Annotated in this window: 19 protein-coding genes; 6 read left to right on the forward strand and 13 right to left on the reverse strand. The window is 71.7% G+C overall.

What is annotated here, in order from left to right:
* Positions 1-28 precede the first annotated feature (28 nt).
* Together HUT10_RS35315 and HUT10_RS35320 are read left to right on the forward strand one after the other, a co-directional pair.
* Positions 29-1,210, forward strand: coding sequence for a CaiB/BaiF CoA-transferase family protein (locus HUT10_RS35315; RefSeq protein ID WP_176175146.1), 1,182 nt, complete (start codon positions 29-31; stop codon positions 1,208-1,210).
* Positions 1,211-1,303: 93 nt separating this feature from the next.
* Positions 1,304-2,572, forward strand: a complete 1,269-nt coding sequence (locus tag HUT10_RS35320) for an aspartate aminotransferase family protein (RefSeq protein ID WP_176175147.1) — start codon at positions 1,304-1,306, stop codon at positions 2,570-2,572.
* A 154-nt stretch (positions 2,573-2,726) separates the two neighbouring features.
* On the opposite strand, the gene HUT10_RS35325 is transcribed toward HUT10_RS35320, so the two are convergent.
* From HUT10_RS35325 to HUT10_RS35355, 7 genes are all read right to left on the reverse strand, one after another.
* The gene (locus HUT10_RS35325) at positions 2,727-3,143 is read right to left on the reverse strand and encodes a VOC family protein (protein WP_217709788.1); all 417 of its coding nucleotides are present in this window, start codon (positions 3,141-3,143) and stop codon (positions 2,727-2,729) included.
* Positions 3,143-3,340, reverse strand: coding sequence for a hypothetical protein (locus HUT10_RS35330; RefSeq protein ID WP_004561810.1), 198 nt, complete (start codon positions 3,338-3,340; stop codon positions 3,143-3,145). The genes HUT10_RS35325 and HUT10_RS35330 overlap by 1 nt, the downstream gene beginning before the upstream one ends.
* Positions 3,341-3,473: 133 nt before the next feature.
* Complete coding sequence (locus HUT10_RS35335; RefSeq protein ID WP_254897160.1) at positions 3,474-3,977, reverse strand: GNAT family N-acetyltransferase; 504 nt, start codon at positions 3,975-3,977, stop codon at positions 3,474-3,476.
* Between the two features lie 31 nt (positions 3,978-4,008).
* Positions 4,009-4,794, reverse strand: coding sequence for an IclR family transcriptional regulator (locus HUT10_RS35340; protein ID WP_176175149.1), 786 nt, complete (start codon positions 4,792-4,794; stop codon positions 4,009-4,011).
* Between the two features lie 122 nt (positions 4,795-4,916).
* A complete protein-coding gene (locus HUT10_RS35345; protein ID WP_176175150.1) occupies positions 4,917-5,612 on the reverse strand; it encodes a family 16 glycoside hydrolase in 696 nt (231 codons plus the stop codon).
* 82 nt (positions 5,613-5,694) lie between these two features.
* The gene (locus tag HUT10_RS35350) at positions 5,695-7,257 is read right to left on the reverse strand and encodes a PH domain-containing protein (RefSeq protein ID WP_176175151.1); all 1,563 of its coding nucleotides are present in this window, start codon (positions 7,255-7,257) and stop codon (positions 5,695-5,697) included.
* Positions 7,254-7,763, reverse strand: a complete 510-nt coding sequence (locus HUT10_RS35355; protein ID WP_176175152.1) for a PH domain-containing protein — start codon at positions 7,761-7,763, stop codon at positions 7,254-7,256. The genes HUT10_RS35350 and HUT10_RS35355 overlap by 4 nt, the downstream gene beginning before the upstream one ends.
* Before the next feature lie 173 nt (positions 7,764-7,936).
* On the opposite strand from HUT10_RS35355, the gene HUT10_RS35360 reads away from it, so the two are divergent.
* Positions 7,937-8,854, forward strand: a complete 918-nt coding sequence (locus HUT10_RS35360; protein ID WP_176175153.1) for a proteasome assembly chaperone family protein — start codon at positions 7,937-7,939, stop codon at positions 8,852-8,854.
* Positions 8,854-9,585, forward strand: a complete 732-nt coding sequence (locus tag HUT10_RS35365) for a class I SAM-dependent methyltransferase (RefSeq protein WP_176175154.1) — start codon at positions 8,854-8,856, stop codon at positions 9,583-9,585. The genes HUT10_RS35360 and HUT10_RS35365 overlap by 1 nt, the downstream gene beginning before the upstream one ends.
* A gap of 3 nt (positions 9,586-9,588) precedes the next feature.
* On the opposite strand, the gene HUT10_RS35370 is transcribed toward HUT10_RS35365, so the two are convergent.
* Complete coding sequence (locus HUT10_RS35370; RefSeq protein WP_176175155.1) at positions 9,589-10,008, reverse strand: MarR family winged helix-turn-helix transcriptional regulator; 420 nt, start codon at positions 10,006-10,008, stop codon at positions 9,589-9,591.
* A 49-nt stretch (positions 10,009-10,057) separates the two neighbouring features.
* Here HUT10_RS35370 and HUT10_RS35375 point away from each other — a divergent pair, with 49 nt between their 5' ends.
* Complete coding sequence (locus HUT10_RS35375; RefSeq protein ID WP_254897161.1) at positions 10,058-10,483, forward strand: PaaI family thioesterase; 426 nt, start codon at positions 10,058-10,060, stop codon at positions 10,481-10,483.
* On the opposite strand, the gene HUT10_RS35380 is transcribed toward HUT10_RS35375, so the two are convergent.
* Entirely contained in the window at positions 10,480-11,460 is a 981-nt protein-coding gene (locus HUT10_RS35380; protein WP_176175157.1) for an MCE family protein, read from the reverse strand. The genes HUT10_RS35375 and HUT10_RS35380 overlap by 4 nt on opposite strands.
* A 4-nt stretch (positions 11,461-11,464) precedes the next feature.
* Positions 11,465-12,694, reverse strand: a complete 1,230-nt coding sequence (locus tag HUT10_RS35385; protein WP_176175158.1) for an FAD-dependent monooxygenase — start codon at positions 12,692-12,694, stop codon at positions 11,465-11,467.
* Positions 12,695-12,810: 116 nt separating this feature from the next.
* Here HUT10_RS35385 and HUT10_RS35390 point away from each other — a divergent pair, with 116 nt between their 5' ends.
* Complete coding sequence (locus HUT10_RS35390; protein WP_176175159.1) at positions 12,811-13,470, forward strand: TetR/AcrR family transcriptional regulator; 660 nt, start codon at positions 12,811-12,813, stop codon at positions 13,468-13,470.
* On the opposite strand, the gene HUT10_RS35395 is transcribed toward HUT10_RS35390, so the two are convergent.
* From HUT10_RS35395 to HUT10_RS35405, 3 genes are all read right to left on the reverse strand, one after another.
* Positions 13,467-13,742, reverse strand: coding sequence for a YggT family protein (locus HUT10_RS35395; protein ID WP_176175160.1), 276 nt, complete (start codon positions 13,740-13,742; stop codon positions 13,467-13,469). The genes HUT10_RS35390 and HUT10_RS35395 overlap by 4 nt on opposite strands.
* Positions 13,743-13,856: 114 nt before the next feature.
* The gene (locus HUT10_RS35400; protein WP_254897162.1) at positions 13,857-14,216 is read right to left on the reverse strand and encodes a hypothetical protein; all 360 of its coding nucleotides are present in this window, start codon (positions 14,214-14,216) and stop codon (positions 13,857-13,859) included.
* A 145-nt stretch (positions 14,217-14,361) separates the two neighbouring features.
* Entirely contained in the window at positions 14,362-15,024 is a 663-nt protein-coding gene (locus HUT10_RS35405) for a TetR/AcrR family transcriptional regulator (RefSeq protein WP_176175161.1), read from the reverse strand.
* Positions 15,025-15,065 lie beyond the last annotated feature (41 nt).

Genomic DNA, 15,065 nt, shown 5'->3' on the forward strand with positions numbered 1-15,065 from the left:
GACCGAACCGCCTGACGAGGAGCCGCCGATGCCCCCTGCTGTCCGCCCGCTCGACGGGATCAAGGTCGTCGACCTCTCGCGCATCCTCGCCGGGCCGTACTGCACCCAGTACCTCGGCGAGATGGGTGCGGACGTGGTCAAGGTCGAGCCGCCGGGCCACGGCGACGACACCCGCGGCTGGGGACCGCCGTTCGTCGGCGACGAGGCCGTCTACTACCTCGCGGCGAACCGGAACAAGCGCGGGATCGTGCTCGACCTCAAGAGCGACCGCGGCCGCGATGCCCTCCGGCGGCTGGTCGCCGGGGCCGACGTGCTCGTCGAGAACTTCCGGCCGGGGACGCTGGAGAAGTGGGGCATCGGCTACGAGGAGCTGTCCGCGCTGAACCCGCGGCTGATCCACGTGTCGATCACCGGGTTCGGGCAGACCGGCCCGTACCGCGACCGCGCCGGGTACGACCTGGTGGCGCAGGCCATGGGCGGCGTGATGTCGCTGACCGGCGAGCCGGACGGCGGGCCGGCGAAGGTCGGGCTGCCGGTGGCCGACCTGAACGCGGGGACGTGGGCGATCATCGGCGTGCTGATGGCGTTGCAGGCCCGGCACACGACCGGCCGCGGCCAGTACCTCGACGTGTCCCTTTTGGACAGTCAGCTGGCCTGGCACGTGTACGCCGCGGGCGCGGTGTTCCACGACGCGCCCCGCCCGCGCCGGATGGGCTCGGCGCACCCGAGCATCGTCCCGTACCAGGGCTACCACGTCGCCGACGGCTGGCTGGTCATCGCGGTCGGCAGCGAGAAGCTGTGGCACGCGTTCTGCGGGGTGCTGGGCCTGGACATCGCGGCCGACCCGCGGTTCTCCTCGAACGCCCTGCGCGCTGCCCACCGGGACGAGCTGAACGCGCTGCTGGAACCGGTGCTCCTGACCCGCCCGGCGGCGGAGTGGATGAAGGCGTTCGACGCGGCGGGCATCCCGGCGGCGCCGGTCAACGAGGTCGACGACGTCTACGCGGACCCGTGGGTCCAGGCGCGCGAGCAGGTGGTCCGGCTGCCGCACCCGACGCTGGGGACGTACGTGGGCACGGGCTTCCCGGTGAAGGCGTCGGACACCCCGGCGCGGCCGACGTCCGCCCCGCCGACCCTGGGCCAGCACACCGCGGAGGTGCTCGCCGAGCTGGGTTACTCGCCGGCGGAGATCGCGGAGTTCCTGGACTGACCGGCCGGTTTCCCGAGGCGAACTGTGCACGATGGAGTGGTCGCTTTCGGCGCTTCGCCCTGGTAGGGATGGGGGCAGGAGCGAGGAGGACCGATGTCAGCACAGCACGCCCTGTGGCACCCGTTCGCCGACATGGGCGCGGTCGACAGCGACCGGATGGTCATCACCCGAGGCGAGGGCTCGTACGTCTGGGACGAAGCGGGCCGCAGGTACTTCGACGCGACGGCGTCGCTCTGGTACGCGAACTTCGGCCACGGCCGTCCGGAGATCACCGAGGCCGTCTCCCGCCAGCTGGGGGCGCTCGACTCGTGGAACCTGTTCGGCTACAACGCGAACCGCCCGGCGATCGAGCTGGCGGACCGCGTCGCGGCCCTGGCGCCGGAGCCGGGGTCGAAGGTGTTCTTCGGTTCCGGCGGCGGCGACGTCATCGACACGGCGGTGAAGCTGGCCCGGGCGTACTTCGTGCAGACAGGCCGTCCGGAGAAGGTCCACGTGATCGGCCGCGCGCAGGGCTACCACGGAACGCACGGCTTCGGCACGGCGGTCGGCGGCATCCCGGCGAACGCGGCGGGCGTCGGCCCGCAGCCGCCGGAGTTCTCGCACGTCCCGTACGACGACGCGGCCGCGCTGGAGGCGGAGATCCTGCGGGTGGGCGCCGCCCGCGTCGCGGCGTTCTTCTGCGAGCCGGTGATCGGCGCGGGCGGCGTGCTGCTGCCGCCGGAGGGCTACCTCGAGGAGGTGGCGGCGATCTGCCGCCGGCACGAGGTGCTGTTCGTGGCGGACTGCGTGATCGCGGCTTGGGGCCGGCTGGGGACGTGGTTCGGGATCGACCGGTGGCCGGTCAAGCCGGACCTGATCACGACGGCGAAGGGCATCACGGGCGGAACGGTCCCGCTGGGAGCGCTGGTGGTGGCACCGGAGGTGGCGGCGCCGTTCTTCACGGGCAAGCCGGGAGCCCCGATCTTCCGCCACGGACCGACGTACGCGGGCCACCCGGTGGCCTGCGCGGCGGGGCTGGCAACGTTGGACATCTACGAGCGCGAAGGCTTGATCCCGCGAGGCCGCGAGCTGGAGAAACCCCTGGCGGACGCGGTATCGGGGGTCAGTGGGCACGCGTTGGTGGCGGAGGTCCGTGCGGGCGTGGGCTTCCTGGCGGCGGTGGAGCTGAAGGCGGAGATCGTGGACGCGGACCCGGGAGCCCCGGTGAAGCTGCAGCGGGCGTGCCGCGACGAGGGCGTGATCGTCCGGAACCTGGGCCGGGGCGTGGCGGTTTCGCCGCCATTGGTGGCGGCGGAACCGGAGCTGGACCTCCTGGCGGCGGCCCTGCCGAAGGCTTTGGACCGCTTGGCGGCGCAGGTCTGAGCTCGCGCCGGTGGCGCTGGCGTGATTGCGCCCGGGACTCGTGATCGAGCCCGGATCTCGCGTGATCGAAGCCGGAATTCGCGTGACCGGGCCCCGATCTCACCTGCCGGGCCGGCGGCGGCCCCCAGCCCGCCGCCGGCCCGGCAGGCTCGGCTCAAGAAACGCAGAACTCGTTCCCCTCCGGGTCGGCCATCGTCACCCAGCTGTGCGGCCCCTGCCGCCCCCGCCACAGGAACTCCGCCCCGCGCGCCTTCAGCTTCTCGACCGTTGCCTCGACGTTGTCCGCGCCCACCCACACATCCACGTGGACGCGGTTCTTCACCGTCTTCGCCTCCGGTACTTCCTGGAAGAGGATCCGCCGCGGTGGCCCGTCCGGTGGCGAGTCCGGGTGGCGGATCCCCGCTCCGGTGCGCCACACCAGCGACCCCCGGTAGGTGCGGGTCTCCTCCTCCTTGGCATACCCCTTCGCGATCATCTCGCGGACGAAGCCCTCGTCCGTCGGCTCCACGGACCAGCCGAGCGTCTCGGCCCACCAGTCGGCGAGCACGTGCGGGTCGGCCGCATCCACCACTACCTGGAAGTCATACGCCATACCGGCACATTAACGACCGAGTCCGACATTTTCCGGAGCATCGGGTCCTCGGGCACGACCGTGAAGCGCCACTTGTCCACGCCGCCGCCCATGATCTCGGCGTACCGGCGGGCGCCGTCGGCGTTGGCGAAGCGGACCTGCTGGCCGTTCGTCAGGTGGGTGATCTTGACCGCCACTACTACCTCCCGAAGTTGGTGGGCCGGCCCTCGGAGCTTCCCCCTCCGGGACCGGCAGGCACAGTAGAACACATGTTCGACCGACCGCGCCAGTCTCTCCCCCAACTAGGGGACCGAAGAAAGAAACCGCAGGTCAGAGCGGTCGGATCATGGCGACACGCGGCCAGGTGTCGAGGCCGCGGGCGGCTTCGGCGCGGCGGATCGAGCGCAGTCCGGCGCCGATTTCCGCGTCCGGGATCACCCGGAACCGCAGCCGCTCGTAGTACGGCGCGTTCCACGGCACGGATTCGAACGTCGTCAGCGTCAACGCCGGCAGCCCGCACTCGGCCGCCCACTCCGCCAGGGTCTCGATCAGCGCGCGGCCGATGCCCCGCCGCGCGTGGGACGGCCGGACCGAGACCTGCTCGATGTGCGCGCACCCGTCGACGACGTCCGCGACGAGGTAGCCCACCGGCCGGTTTTCGGCGTCGACGCTCACCCACGCGCGCCCGGCCGACTGGTACGCCGCCAGTTCCGCCACCGATCCCGGGTCGTCGTCGGCGATCGCGGCCATGCCGACCTCGCGGAACAGGGCGCCGGCCTCGACTTCGACGTCGACGAGCGCGGGCAGGTCCTCGGGGTGCGCGAGCCGGATCACGCAGGCAGTTCTACGCGCCCGCGCGGGTTTCTCACAGCGAATAAGACGAGATCGCCCGCTGGATGCGGACCGCGTACTCCTGCAGCGCGGTGATGGCCGCCTGCCGGGCCTCTTCGGTGATCCGGGCGGCCGGGCCGGCCAGGCTCAGCACCGTGGGCCGCCTGCCGATCGTCTGCACCGGCACCGAACACGCCCAGACGCCTTCGTCGAGCTCGCCGGAGCTGACCGCGTACCGGTTCTCCAGCGCCCACTTCAGCTCGTCGCGCACCGCGGCGCCGCGCTCTTCGACGATCGCCGCCCAGCGCCGTTCCCGCTCGATCTCCGGCAGCAGCGCGAGCAGCATCTTGCCGGACGCGCCCACCCCGAGCGGCAGCGAATGCCCCGGCTCGAACGTGAACCGCATGGCGCGGTCGCACTCGACGCGGTCCGCGCACACCGCGGCGTCGCCGAACCGCTGGAACAGCATCACCGTCTCGCCGAGCTCCCGCGCGGCTTCCTCCATCGACGGCCGCGCCAGCCGGACCATGTCGTTCGCCAGCTGCGCGGCCCGCGCCAGCGGCATCACCTGGCTGGTCAGGTGGTAGTGGCCGGCGCGGCCCTCCTCGAGCAGCTGCAGCTCCTTGAGGAGGGCCACGTACCGGTATGTCGTCGCCACCGGGGTGCCGATCGTCGCGGCCAGCTCGGCGACGCTCGCCTCCCACCGGCGCTCCGAAAAGGCCAGCAGCAGCTGGAGAACCTTGCGGGAACTGCTGGCTCCCGGGGTGCGGCGCGGTGAAGTGGTGGCGGAACCGTCGGCGGTGCTGACGGCAGGCGTCATCGTAGCCCTCTCGGTGAGACAAAAACTACCTTCGCTATCACACGGGGTGAATAAATTAGCACGTAGTGTGAAAGGAAGGCCAGCAATAGGCCCGGAAAAAGGCCATCACCGCCGCACCGAGGTCACATCGTGAGAAACTCGCCCGGTTTCGTCACCACCGGTGACTCGACGTAGAGCCCGCGGTACTCGTCCTGGATCCCGGAGTTGTGCACCTGCAGCGCGAGCGGGCCGACGCGCCCCGCGGTCTTGTCGGTGAACCGCAGCACTTCGACGCCCTTGCAGGTGATCGCCGTGCCGCTGAGCGGGCAGCAGGCCATCCGCGCGACCCCGGTGGCGGCGTCGCCGATCAGCTCGCACTGGGCCCACTTCTTGATGTCGATCGTGGTGTGCGGCAGCTGCTGGAACAGTTTCCCGCCGCCGTTGTTGTGCCCCGGCCGGTAGTCCCAGTGTCCGCCGTTCGGCGGCTGGAACTGGATCGCGCTCAGCGCGTCGCGGATCGGATCGGTGGTGCCCCAGATCAGCACGGTCGGTTTGTGGTTGCCCTTGACCTGCCGCACGCTGAATATCCACCGAAACGTGCCGACCTGCTGTTTGTTGTAGTACAACCAGCCGCGCGCGGTGCCATTGCCGTGGATGACGCCGTTCTTCGCCGACCAGAGCCCGTCTTTCGACGAGGTCCACCCGCCGAGGCCGGTGCCGTCGAACATCGGCACCAGATTCGGGTCACCGTAGGGGTTGTCCGCGGCGGACGCGGTGGGGGCCATGGCCGAGGCCACGACGATCCCCGCGACCAGCACAGCGAAGAGCTTCCGGAACATCCTGCCGTCCTCTCGTGAACGCGAACTGCGGTCGAGGGTTTCGGACGGCGAACTGAACGCTACGAGCGTTGCCGGTGAGCCGTCAACCGCGGTCCCGGTCACCGGTGAGGAACGGGGTCAGCAACCCGGGGACGGCCCGGTCGGCGAGCGCCAGCCCGTCGGCCTCGCCGACGTCGGGCACCGCGTACTTCCCCTTGCCCGCGGCCACCGGCGCGATCAGCGTGACCAGCCCGGCCCGGCGCTGGAAGTACGAGCGCTCCACGACGATCCCGGTCATCCCGTCGCAGCGGACCGCCGCTGTGCCGCGGTCCAGCGACCCCGACCGCGTCACGAGGTAGCGGCCGGTGAGCGCGTGACCGAGGCCGCGGTAGCGGTCCCAGCCGACGAGCGCGGCGAACGGCACGAGCACGAGCGCGACCTGCCACGGCCAGTCCGGCAGCGCGCCGAGCCACGCCAGGCCGTAGAGCGCCGCGGCGAACAGCAGCACGCTGAAGACGGCCCGGGACAGCCGCCGGTACAGCGCCCGGCGCGGGTGGCGCACCAGCGGCGTCGCCACCGGGTCCTCGCCCAGGACGTCGGCGACGACTTCGTGCGCACGTGCCAGCGGCGCCGGCGGCAGCAGCAGGCTGCCGCCCTTGTCGGCGCTCTTGCCTTCCCGCAGGCCGGCGGCGATGGCGACGCAGCGGGCGCCGCCGGCCAGCCGCAGCGGCAGCGGCTCGCGGATTTCGGCGCCGCGCAGGCGGTCCTCCTCGATCGACACCGACCGCGTGGTGATCAGCCCGCGCCGGATGTGCAGCGTCCCGGCGGGCTCGCGGGTGAGCCGGAAGTTCCAGAACGACAGCACGTACCCGCCGACCGACAGCAGCGCGACGAGCACCAGCAGCCCGACGGCCGCGAGCACCAGGCTCACCCACACCGGGGTGTCGGCGAAGTGCCCGACGACCGCCTGGACCAGCGAGAACTGGATCGGGTCGAAGTGCAGCTCGTGCGCGAAGTGGTAGACCGTGCCGACGGCGGCACCGACCACGGCCAGCCCGGACAGCGTGAACGGCGCGTACCGCAGCCACCGCTTGTCGACCGCGGCGATCAGCTGCTCCTGAGGCGCGGCGGTGGCTTCCTCAGGGGCGGCGGCCTCGGCCTTGCGGTGCAGCAGCAGCGTCCGCAGCCGCTGGGCCTCGGCGATGGTGACGGCGTCCAGGACGAGTTCGTCCTTGCCCGGCCCCTTCCCATGCGAGTGGCGTCCGGTGCCGATCCGCGCGGCGGCCAGCGAGAAGAGCCGGTGCTTGGGCTCGGAGGTGACGTCGACCGTGCGGATCCGGTCGCGCGGAACGGCCCGGTGCTTCCGCGAAAGCAGCCCCGTGCGCCACTCGACCTGCGACTCGGTGATCCGGTAGCGCGAGGTGAGCACGTGCGAGACACCGGTGAACACGGCGATCGCGGTGAACACGAGGCCGACCCACTGCCACGGTTCGCCGTGGCCGAACAGCAGCGCGCCGGCCAGCACCGGCAGCGACTTCACCAGGTCCAGCACGGGCCGGATGAGCAGCATCCGCCGGTCGAGGTGGTGCCACGGCGCGTCCTGCGTGCCCTCGGCGGGCGGCGTGACGGCGGGTTCGGTGCTCTCCGCGGCTTCGGTGGGGGTCACGTCGCGTCCCCGCGGACGGCCTGGGTCGTCTTCGTGAGCTCGTCGGCCAGTACGAGCGCGCGGTCGTGCGCCAGGCCCGAGATGCGCAGCGGGCCGGCCGCGGACGCCGTCGTCACGGTGATCTTCGCCAGCCCGAACAGCTGCTCGAACGGGTCGCGCTCGATGTCGACGGTCTGGATCCGCGAAACCGGCGCGATCCGCCACTCCTGCTTCAGCCAGCCGGACTGCGTGTAGACGGCCTCCTCGGTGACCTCCCAGCGGTGCACGCGGTAGCGCCACTGGGGCATCACGATCAGGTGCAGCGGGCCGAGCACGCAGGAGAGCACCAGCGTCACGGTCAGGAACTCCGGCGCGTCGTCGCTGGTCACCACGATGAGCGTCTGGACGCCGAGCAGGATGATCCACAGGATCGAGGCGGTCACCGTCCAGTAGCCGATGGCCCGGCGGCTGACCCGGTGCGCCGGCGGCCGCAGCCGCAGCGCCGTGTTCGTGGTGTGTTCGCTCACCGCTCAAGCGTGCCCGATCAGGGCCTTGCCTGCCCACGACACTTGTCACGAAGGCGATCCGAACCGGCCTCGAACGCGTGGCGTTACGATCGGCGACACCGTCGGCGGAATGGAATCCCACCCGGGGTGTGTTGTGCTTGACGGATTGGTGTAGCAGAGACCAGGAGGACCCGGTGGGATTCGATCCCGACGACCTGTACGAGGTGGACTCGGACGTCCCCGACCTGACCGGAGCGGTGCTGCTGCACCACTTCGAGGGGTTCATGGACGCGGGCTCGGCGGGCCGTCTGCTGGCCGAGCACCTGCTGGGCGGCGAGCACCGGGTGATCGCCCGCTTCGACGTCGACCGGCTCATCGACTACCGCTCGCGGCGGCCGACGATGACCTACGCGGTCGACCACTGGGAGGACTACGACGCGCCCGAACTGGTCGTGCACCTGCTGCACGACACCGACGGCACGCCGTTCCTGCTGCTGTCCGGCCCGGAGCCGGACCACGACTGGGAGCGGTTCTCCGCGGCGGTCCGCAACCTCGTCGAGCGCTGGGGCGTCCGGCTGACCGCGGGCTTCCACGGCATCCCGATGGGCGCGCCGCACACCCGCCCGCTCGGCGTCACCGCACACGCGACCCGCAAGGACCTGGTCGGCGACAACCAGCCGCTGCCGAACCGGCTGCAGGTCCCGGGCAGCCTGGCCGCGCTGCTGGAGTACCGCTTCGGCGAGTGGGGCCACGACGCGATGGGCTTCGCGGCGCACGTGCCGCACTACCTCGCGCAGTCGACCTACCCGGCGGCGTCGCTGATCGTGCTCGACGCGCTGAGCCGCGCGACCGGGCTGAGCCTGCCGGAGGGCGAGCTGCGCACGGCCGCCGACCTGGCCGACGCCGAGATCAACCGCCAGGTCGCCGAGTCCGACGAGATCGCCGACGTCGTCCGCGCCCTGGAGCGGCAGTACGACACGTTCATCGAGGCCTCCGACCGCGGCAGCCTGCTGGCGGAGTCGGTCGAGCACATGCCGACGGCGGAGGAACTCGGTTCCCAGTTCGAGCGGTTCCTGGCCGAGCAGAACGGCGGCGACGGCACCGAGCGCTGATGACGCGCTACGACGAGATCGGCATCGGCTACGCGGCGGGGCGGCGGACCGACCCGCGCTGGCTGGCGCCGGTGCTCGCCGCGCTGGGGCCGGCGGCTTCGGTGCTGGACGTCGGCTCGGGGACGGGGTCGTACGAGCCGCCGTCGCGGCGGGTGGTCGCGGTCGAGCCGTCGGTGGCGATGATCCGGCAACGCCCGCCCGGGGCCGCGCCGGTCGTGCGGGCGGTCGCCGAGGCGCTGCCGTTCCCCTCGGGCGCGTTCGACGCCGCGCTGGCGGTGTTGACCGTGCACCACTGGCCCGACTGGCGCGCCGGCCTCGACGAGCTGCGCCGCGTGGCGGGCCGCCGGGTGGTGCTGGCGTACGACACGGCCCGGCACAGCGACTTCTGGTTCGTGCGGGAGTACGTGCCGGAGGTGGCGTTCCTCGAGCGGTCGAGGCCCTCGGCGCCGGAGATCGCGGAGCACCTGGGTGCGGTGTCGGTAGTGCCGCTGCCGGTGCCGTGGGACTTCACGGACGGCGTGTTCCCGGCGTACTGGCGCCGCCCGGAGGCGTACCTCGACCCGGCGGTCCGGCGATCGTGTTCGGCGTTGGCCCAGACCTCGCCGGAGGCGGTTGCACGGGGGATCGCGCGGCTGCGGGCGGACTTGGAGTCGGGACACTGGCAGGCGGACCACGCGGAGCTGCTGGACCTGCCGGAGTGGGACGCGGGGTTCCGGCTGATCGTGGCGTAGGGCTCACCACTCGCTGCGCGCGAGCTTCCCGACGCCTTCCGCCGTGTCGCGGAACCCGGCCTCGCCCAGGACCGCCCGCAGCCGCGCGTTGAACTCCTCGATCGCCGGGCCGACCCGGACCAAAGCCTCTTCGCCGGCCGCCGCCAACCGCAGCACCACCGCCCGGTGTTCGTGCGGGTGCGGCTGCTTCGCGACCAGGCCCGCGTCGACGAGCCGGGTCACCATCGCGGTCACCGCCGACTCCCGCTGGCCCAGCTGCTCCGCCACCTCGCGCTGGGTCGAGCCCTCGCCGATGGCGAAGAGCGCTCCGAGCTGGGCCGTGGTGATGCCGGCCGCGGACAGGCAGCGGCGGTCGGCCGCCACGCGAAGCCGGTGGGCGGCTTGCTGGAGCAGGAAGAACAGGCGCTGATCGGGTTCCGGCACGTGCCGATCTTGACAGGCGGGGCGGCTCAGCGCCATGCTCACTTCACTAGTGAAGTGGGGGTGGGTCGTGCTCGATTTCGCGGCAGCGCGCGCAGGTCTGGCCAGCCAGCCGTTCAGCAGGCTCCTCGGCGCCCGCCTGACCGAGTTCGGCGACGGCGCGGCCACCCTCGAACTGGACATCCGCGAAGAACTCCACCAGCAGAACGGTTACGTCCACGGCGGCGTGCTCGCCTACGCCGCCGACAACGCGCTGACCTTCGCCGCCGGCACCGTCCTCGGCCCGGCGCTGCTCACCGCCGGCTTCACGATCGACTACCTCCGGCCCGCGGTCGGCGAGGTCCTGCGCGCCCGCGCCGTCGTCGTGCAGGCCGGGCGGTCGCGGGCCACCTGCCGCTGCGAGCTGTACACAGTGGACGGAGAGACCGAGCCGGTCCTGTGCGCCGCCGCGCAGGGGAGTGCTCGGCGGAAAGGCTAACCGTGGCAGCCTTCTTCGTTCAGCGGTCCGAACGACGGCAGCACCAACCCGCACAGATAACCGTCGATCCACCGGCCGTTCCCCGCCAGGTTCGTCCCCAGCCGGACGAACGGGGCGAACGCGCGGAGCCCCGCGGCCAGCGCGTCCTGGTTGCGCTGCAGCATCGACGTCAGCTGGTCGAGCTCGGTGAGCAGCGGGGCGACCCGGGACTCGCCGATCAGCCCGGACACCTCCGACGACAACCGCCGTGAGCCGTCGAGCAACGTGGTGATCGCCGCCTCGCGGCTGCTTATCGAGGCGAGCAGCTCGTTGCCGTCTTCGATGAGGCGGCGCACCGCCGCGTCGCGGTCCACCAGCGTCTGCGAAACCACCCGCGTGTTGCCCAGCAACGACCTCAGCTGCCGGTCGCGGGAGGCGAGGGAGTCCGACAGCCGCGAGAGCCCGGTCAACGCGGCGCGGACGCTCTGCGGCGTGTCCGCCAGCGTCGCCGACAGCGTGTCGAAGCTCTTCGCCAGCCGCGCGGTGTCGATTCGGTCCACTGTGGACGAGAGGTCGCCGAACGCCGCGAGGATGTCGTAGGGCACCGTGGTGCGGGAGCGCGGGATGGGCGATCCCGGGTCGAGCGTGCCCTCGCCCTGCGGGTCGAGGGCGAGGTACTTCTGGCCCAGCACGGTCTTCAGCCGGATCGCCGCGGTCGTCGCGTCGCCCAGCCAGGCTCCCTTGGCCCGGAACGAAACCAGCACGTGGTCGCCGCGCAGCCGCACGTCCGACACCCGGCCGACCTCGACGCCGGCGATGCGGACGTCGTTGCCCACCGCCAGCCCGGCCGCTTCGGCGAACTCGGCCGCGTAGGTCGTCCCGTCGCCGATCACCGGCAGGGACCGCGCGTTCAGCGCCGTCACCACGCCAAGGGCCAGCACGGCCAGCCCGGCGAGTGCCGTCCGGACCGGGGCGTCGGCAGCCCGAAGTGCTGACATGGCGTCAAGAGTGACCCACCTCACGTCGAGTCGCCAGTCGAGCCCCCCGATGAGAGGAATCGGGATATTCACGGTATTCGAGCGCGTTGGCCGCCCGGTCGGTCATCCAGGTGAAGATCCCGCCGAACAGCCGGGTGCTCAGCATCCGGTAGGCGCGGTTGCGGCTGCGGATCTTCGCGGCCGTGCGCGGCGCGAGGAAGTTGCCGGAGCCCTTGCCGTTCTTCTGCCCCACCGTGGCCGGCTTGCGCAGCCGCTGCTCGTACTTCGCGAACGCCGTCACGTGGTCGCCGCCGGCCGCCGCGAGTTCGCCGGCCAGCACCTGGGCGCCCATCATCGCGAGCCCGGTGCCGGACCCGCCGGGCCCGGCGCACCACGCGGCGTCGCCGAGCAGCACGACCCGGCCCTTCGACCAGCGGTCGAGGTGGATCTGGCTGATCGAGTCGACGTACAGGTCGTCGGCCGCGAGCAGCGCTTCGAGCAGCTTCGGTGTCTCCCAGCCGGTGTCCGCGAACAGCTGCGCGATCAGGGCCCGCTGCTCTTCCGGCGTCCGCCGGTGGAATTCGACGCCGTCGGCGGCGAAGACCAGGCTGACGTGCAACCGGTCCGGCAGCCGGTGGCTGCCCGCGGTGAGGCCGCGGCCCGGCTCGTTGTACATGACGCTGGCGTGGTCGAGCCCGAGGTGGTTGGGCGCGGTGTAGCCGGCGATGCCGAAGCCGAGGTCGCTCCGGAAGTCCCGCTCCGGCCCGAAGGCGGCGGCCCGCACCCCGGAGTGCACGCCGTCGGCCCCGACGACGAGGTCGAACTTCCGCGGCGCACCGCGGCGGAAGGTGACTTCGACGCCGTCCGCGGTTTCGGTGAGGCTCGTGACGCGGTCGCCGAAGACGTATTCGGTGTGGTCCGCGGTGTGCTCGTGGAGGATCCGCGCCAGGTCGCCGCGCAGGATCTCGACCTCGCCGCTCCACGCGGCACCGGGCACGGTCAGCACCGGACGGCCGTCGAGGCCGAGTACGGTCTGGTCGCCCATCGCCGTCTCGTACCGGCGGATTTCGTCGAGCACCCCCATCGCGGACAGCAGTTTCACCTGTTCACCGCGGAAGTCGACGGCTTGGCCGCCGGGTCGCAGCGCGGGCGCGGACTCGACGACGGTCACCCGGTAGCCGGCGCGGTGCAGCCAGTGGGCGGCGGACGGGCCGGCGATGCCCGCCCCGGAAACGAGCACGGTCTTGGTGGTCATCGGAAGGGTTCCTCTCGGTTCGGTCGGTGCCGACGCCGAGAGTGCGGGTGCCCGCTTACCGTCCTCGCACGGTCCGCTGACGGTTCGGTCAGTACGCCGCGGTTGCACTCGCTAACATGACCCGGGTGGACCGCGCCGCCGACGGCCGGATCCAGGAGGACGGCGACGAAGTCGTCGAGGCACGCATCCTGGATGCCGCTGCACACCTGATCGCCGAAGAGGGCTTCGGCCGGTTGAAGATCGGCGGCGTCTGCGCCCGCTCGGGCTACGCGCGGTCGGTCGTCTTCCAGCACTTCGGCGACAAGGACGGGCTCGGGGAACGGCTCGTCGAGCACGCCGTGGCGGCGTTCACCGACGCCTACAGCGAGGCCGTCGCGGCCCGCACCGGCTCGGCGAACGCGACGCCGATGGACATGCTGCGGGCGCTGCTGGACATCATCTTCGAGCTGATCCGCACGATGCCGACGCTCAACCAGGCCTTCCTGGCCCTCTGGGGCGACGCGGCGGCGGAGTACTCGGCGTTGCGCGGCGCGCTGACCGAGGCCGACCGCCGGTTCCGGTTCGCCATCGCGCAGACCGTGGCCAGCGGGGTCGCGGACGGCTCCATCACCGGTGTCCGCGACCCCGATTCGTACGCCTCGGCGTTGCTGGCCCAGCTGCGCGGGATCTCGATGCAGGCGTTGATCGACCCCGACGGCGTCGACCTGCGTGGCCTGCGCGCCGAACTCGAGCGCAGCGTCGATCGGCTGTCCGCCGGGTTCCGCGGCACGCTTTAAAGCGCGTACACGATGCTTCGCAGCACGATCACGCCGATGAAGACGAGCGTGAAGGCGAGGTCGAGTGAAATCCCGCCGATCCGCACCGGCCGCACGACCCGCCGCACCGGCCCGATCACCGGCTCGGTCGCGGCGTAGGCCAGGCCGCGGGCGCGCCGCGCCCACGGCGGGGTGTTGCCGACCACCGCGACCCAGTCCAGCACCATCCGCGCGACCAGTACCAGCAGGTACAGGCTCAGCGCGAACCCGAGCAGCGTCCCTAGCGCACCCATGGCCCCTCCGTTCTTCCTGCTCCGACAACGCACGGGACGGCCGTGGAGTGCCAGTTCTGTCCGGTTCTCAGGATTTCGACAGGATCGGGTGACGGCGCTCACGGGCGGTGGCGATCAGCCGAAGGTGACCACGAGCCGCCCGCCGGAGGCGAAGGACCACTTCACCGTGCCGGTGTAGGACGCGCACCGCGACCCGTTCTCGCCCGTCCAGAACTGGTCCGAGCTGTCGACGGTCTTGTCGTTCGACCCGCCACCGGCGAGGCGGCACGAGGTGTCGTTGCGGAACACCGAAGTCCCGGTGTCGAAGGAGAAGTTGCGTTCGGCGTTGTCGATGCCGACGTTGTCCGAGACGGACATGGAGCCGGGATTGCTGTTGTGGGTGAACCCGTGGTGGCCGTTGCGGTCGCCGTTCTTGTTGACCGTGCCGTCGCCGAGGGTGCCGTTGGCGTAGGCGAGGGAGTCCTCGATGGTCACCGGGCCGACGGGACCGGTGTCGGTCTTGGTGTAGAGGTCCCAGCCGTCGTCGATGTCGTGGTGCGAGAGGGCGAGGCCGCGGTTGGCGGGTCGTCGGTGCTGAAAACGCTTTCAGGCCCATCGGCCCGGCGTGCGGACGAGGCCGTCAGCCCTCGTCCGGGGTGACCAGTGCGGTCAGCAGCCGGGGCAGCACCTGGTTGACGTAACGGTTGTCCGCCCGGTCGGGCAGTTCGTCGAGGATCGCTCGTTCGAGCATCGTCTCGTACAGCCGGACGATCGTGATGACGGCGCTCTCGGGTTCGACCGCCAGGCGCAGGCCCAGCCGGCCGACCAGGTCGAGCAGGATTCCGGCGAGGGCGGCGTGGAACCGGCGCTCGGCGGCGGCCGTCGGTGCGCGCAGTTCGGGCTGGCGCAGGGCCTGGGCGCGGAATTCGGCGTTGAGCAGGTACCACGTCTCGTCCGCGGTCAGCGACGCCATGAACAGCGCGGCCGCCTCCTGCAGCACGCGCGTGACCGCGTCCGCGGACGTCGGGTCCACCGTCGCGGTGGCTTCGGCGACCGCGGCGCGCAGCCGCTGGATGCGCTCCTGCATCTGCACCTCGTAGACCGCGAGGAACAACTCCTCCTTGCTGGCGAAGTTGGAGTAGAAGGCGCCGCGGGTGAACCCCGCGCGGTCGCAGATCAGCTCGACCGGCGCGTCGCGGATCCCCAGTTCCGAGAAGACGTCGTGCGCCGCCTCGATGACCCGCCGCCGGGTCTCCGCGCGTCGCCGGGTCATCCCTCTCGGGCTCGCCTCGCCGGTCGTCATGCCGCCACCTTACTTTTCCCGGTCCACCCGGAGGAGTGACG

This window comes from Amycolatopsis sp. Hca4 (assembly GCF_013364075.1).
In the GTDB taxonomy this organism is placed as follows: domain Bacteria; phylum Actinomycetota; class Actinomycetes; order Mycobacteriales; family Pseudonocardiaceae; genus Amycolatopsis.

Coding starts and splice junctions, on each gene's coding strand:
- HUT10_RS35345 (WP_176175150.1), bottom strand. CDS start 5,612: ATGTTCCGGAAGCTCTTCGCTGTGCTGGTCGCGGGGATCGTCGTGGCC.
- HUT10_RS35405 (WP_176175161.1), bottom strand. CDS start 15,024: ATGACGACCGGCGAGGCGAGCCCGAGAGGGATGACCCGGCGACGCGCG.
- HUT10_RS35320 (WP_176175147.1), top strand. CDS start 1,304: ATGTCAGCACAGCACGCCCTGTGGCACCCGTTCGCCGACATGGGCGCG.
- HUT10_RS35340 (WP_176175149.1), bottom strand. CDS start 4,794: ATGACGCCTGCCGTCAGCACCGCCGACGGTTCCGCCACCACTTCACCG.
- HUT10_RS35390 (WP_176175159.1), top strand. CDS start 12,811: ATGACCCGGGTGGACCGCGCCGCCGACGGCCGGATCCAGGAGGACGGC.
- HUT10_RS35365 (WP_176175154.1), top strand. CDS start 8,854: ATGACGCGCTACGACGAGATCGGCATCGGCTACGCGGCGGGGCGGCGG.
- HUT10_RS35395 (WP_176175160.1), bottom strand. CDS start 13,742: ATGGGTGCGCTAGGGACGCTGCTCGGGTTCGCGCTGAGCCTGTACCTG.
- HUT10_RS35315 (WP_176175146.1), top strand. CDS start 29: ATGCCCCCTGCTGTCCGCCCGCTCGACGGGATCAAGGTCGTCGACCTC.
- HUT10_RS35380 (WP_176175157.1), bottom strand. CDS start 11,460: ATGTCAGCACTTCGGGCTGCCGACGCCCCGGTCCGGACGGCACTCGCC.
- HUT10_RS35385 (WP_176175158.1), bottom strand. CDS start 12,694: ATGACCACCAAGACCGTGCTCGTTTCCGGGGCGGGCATCGCCGGCCCG.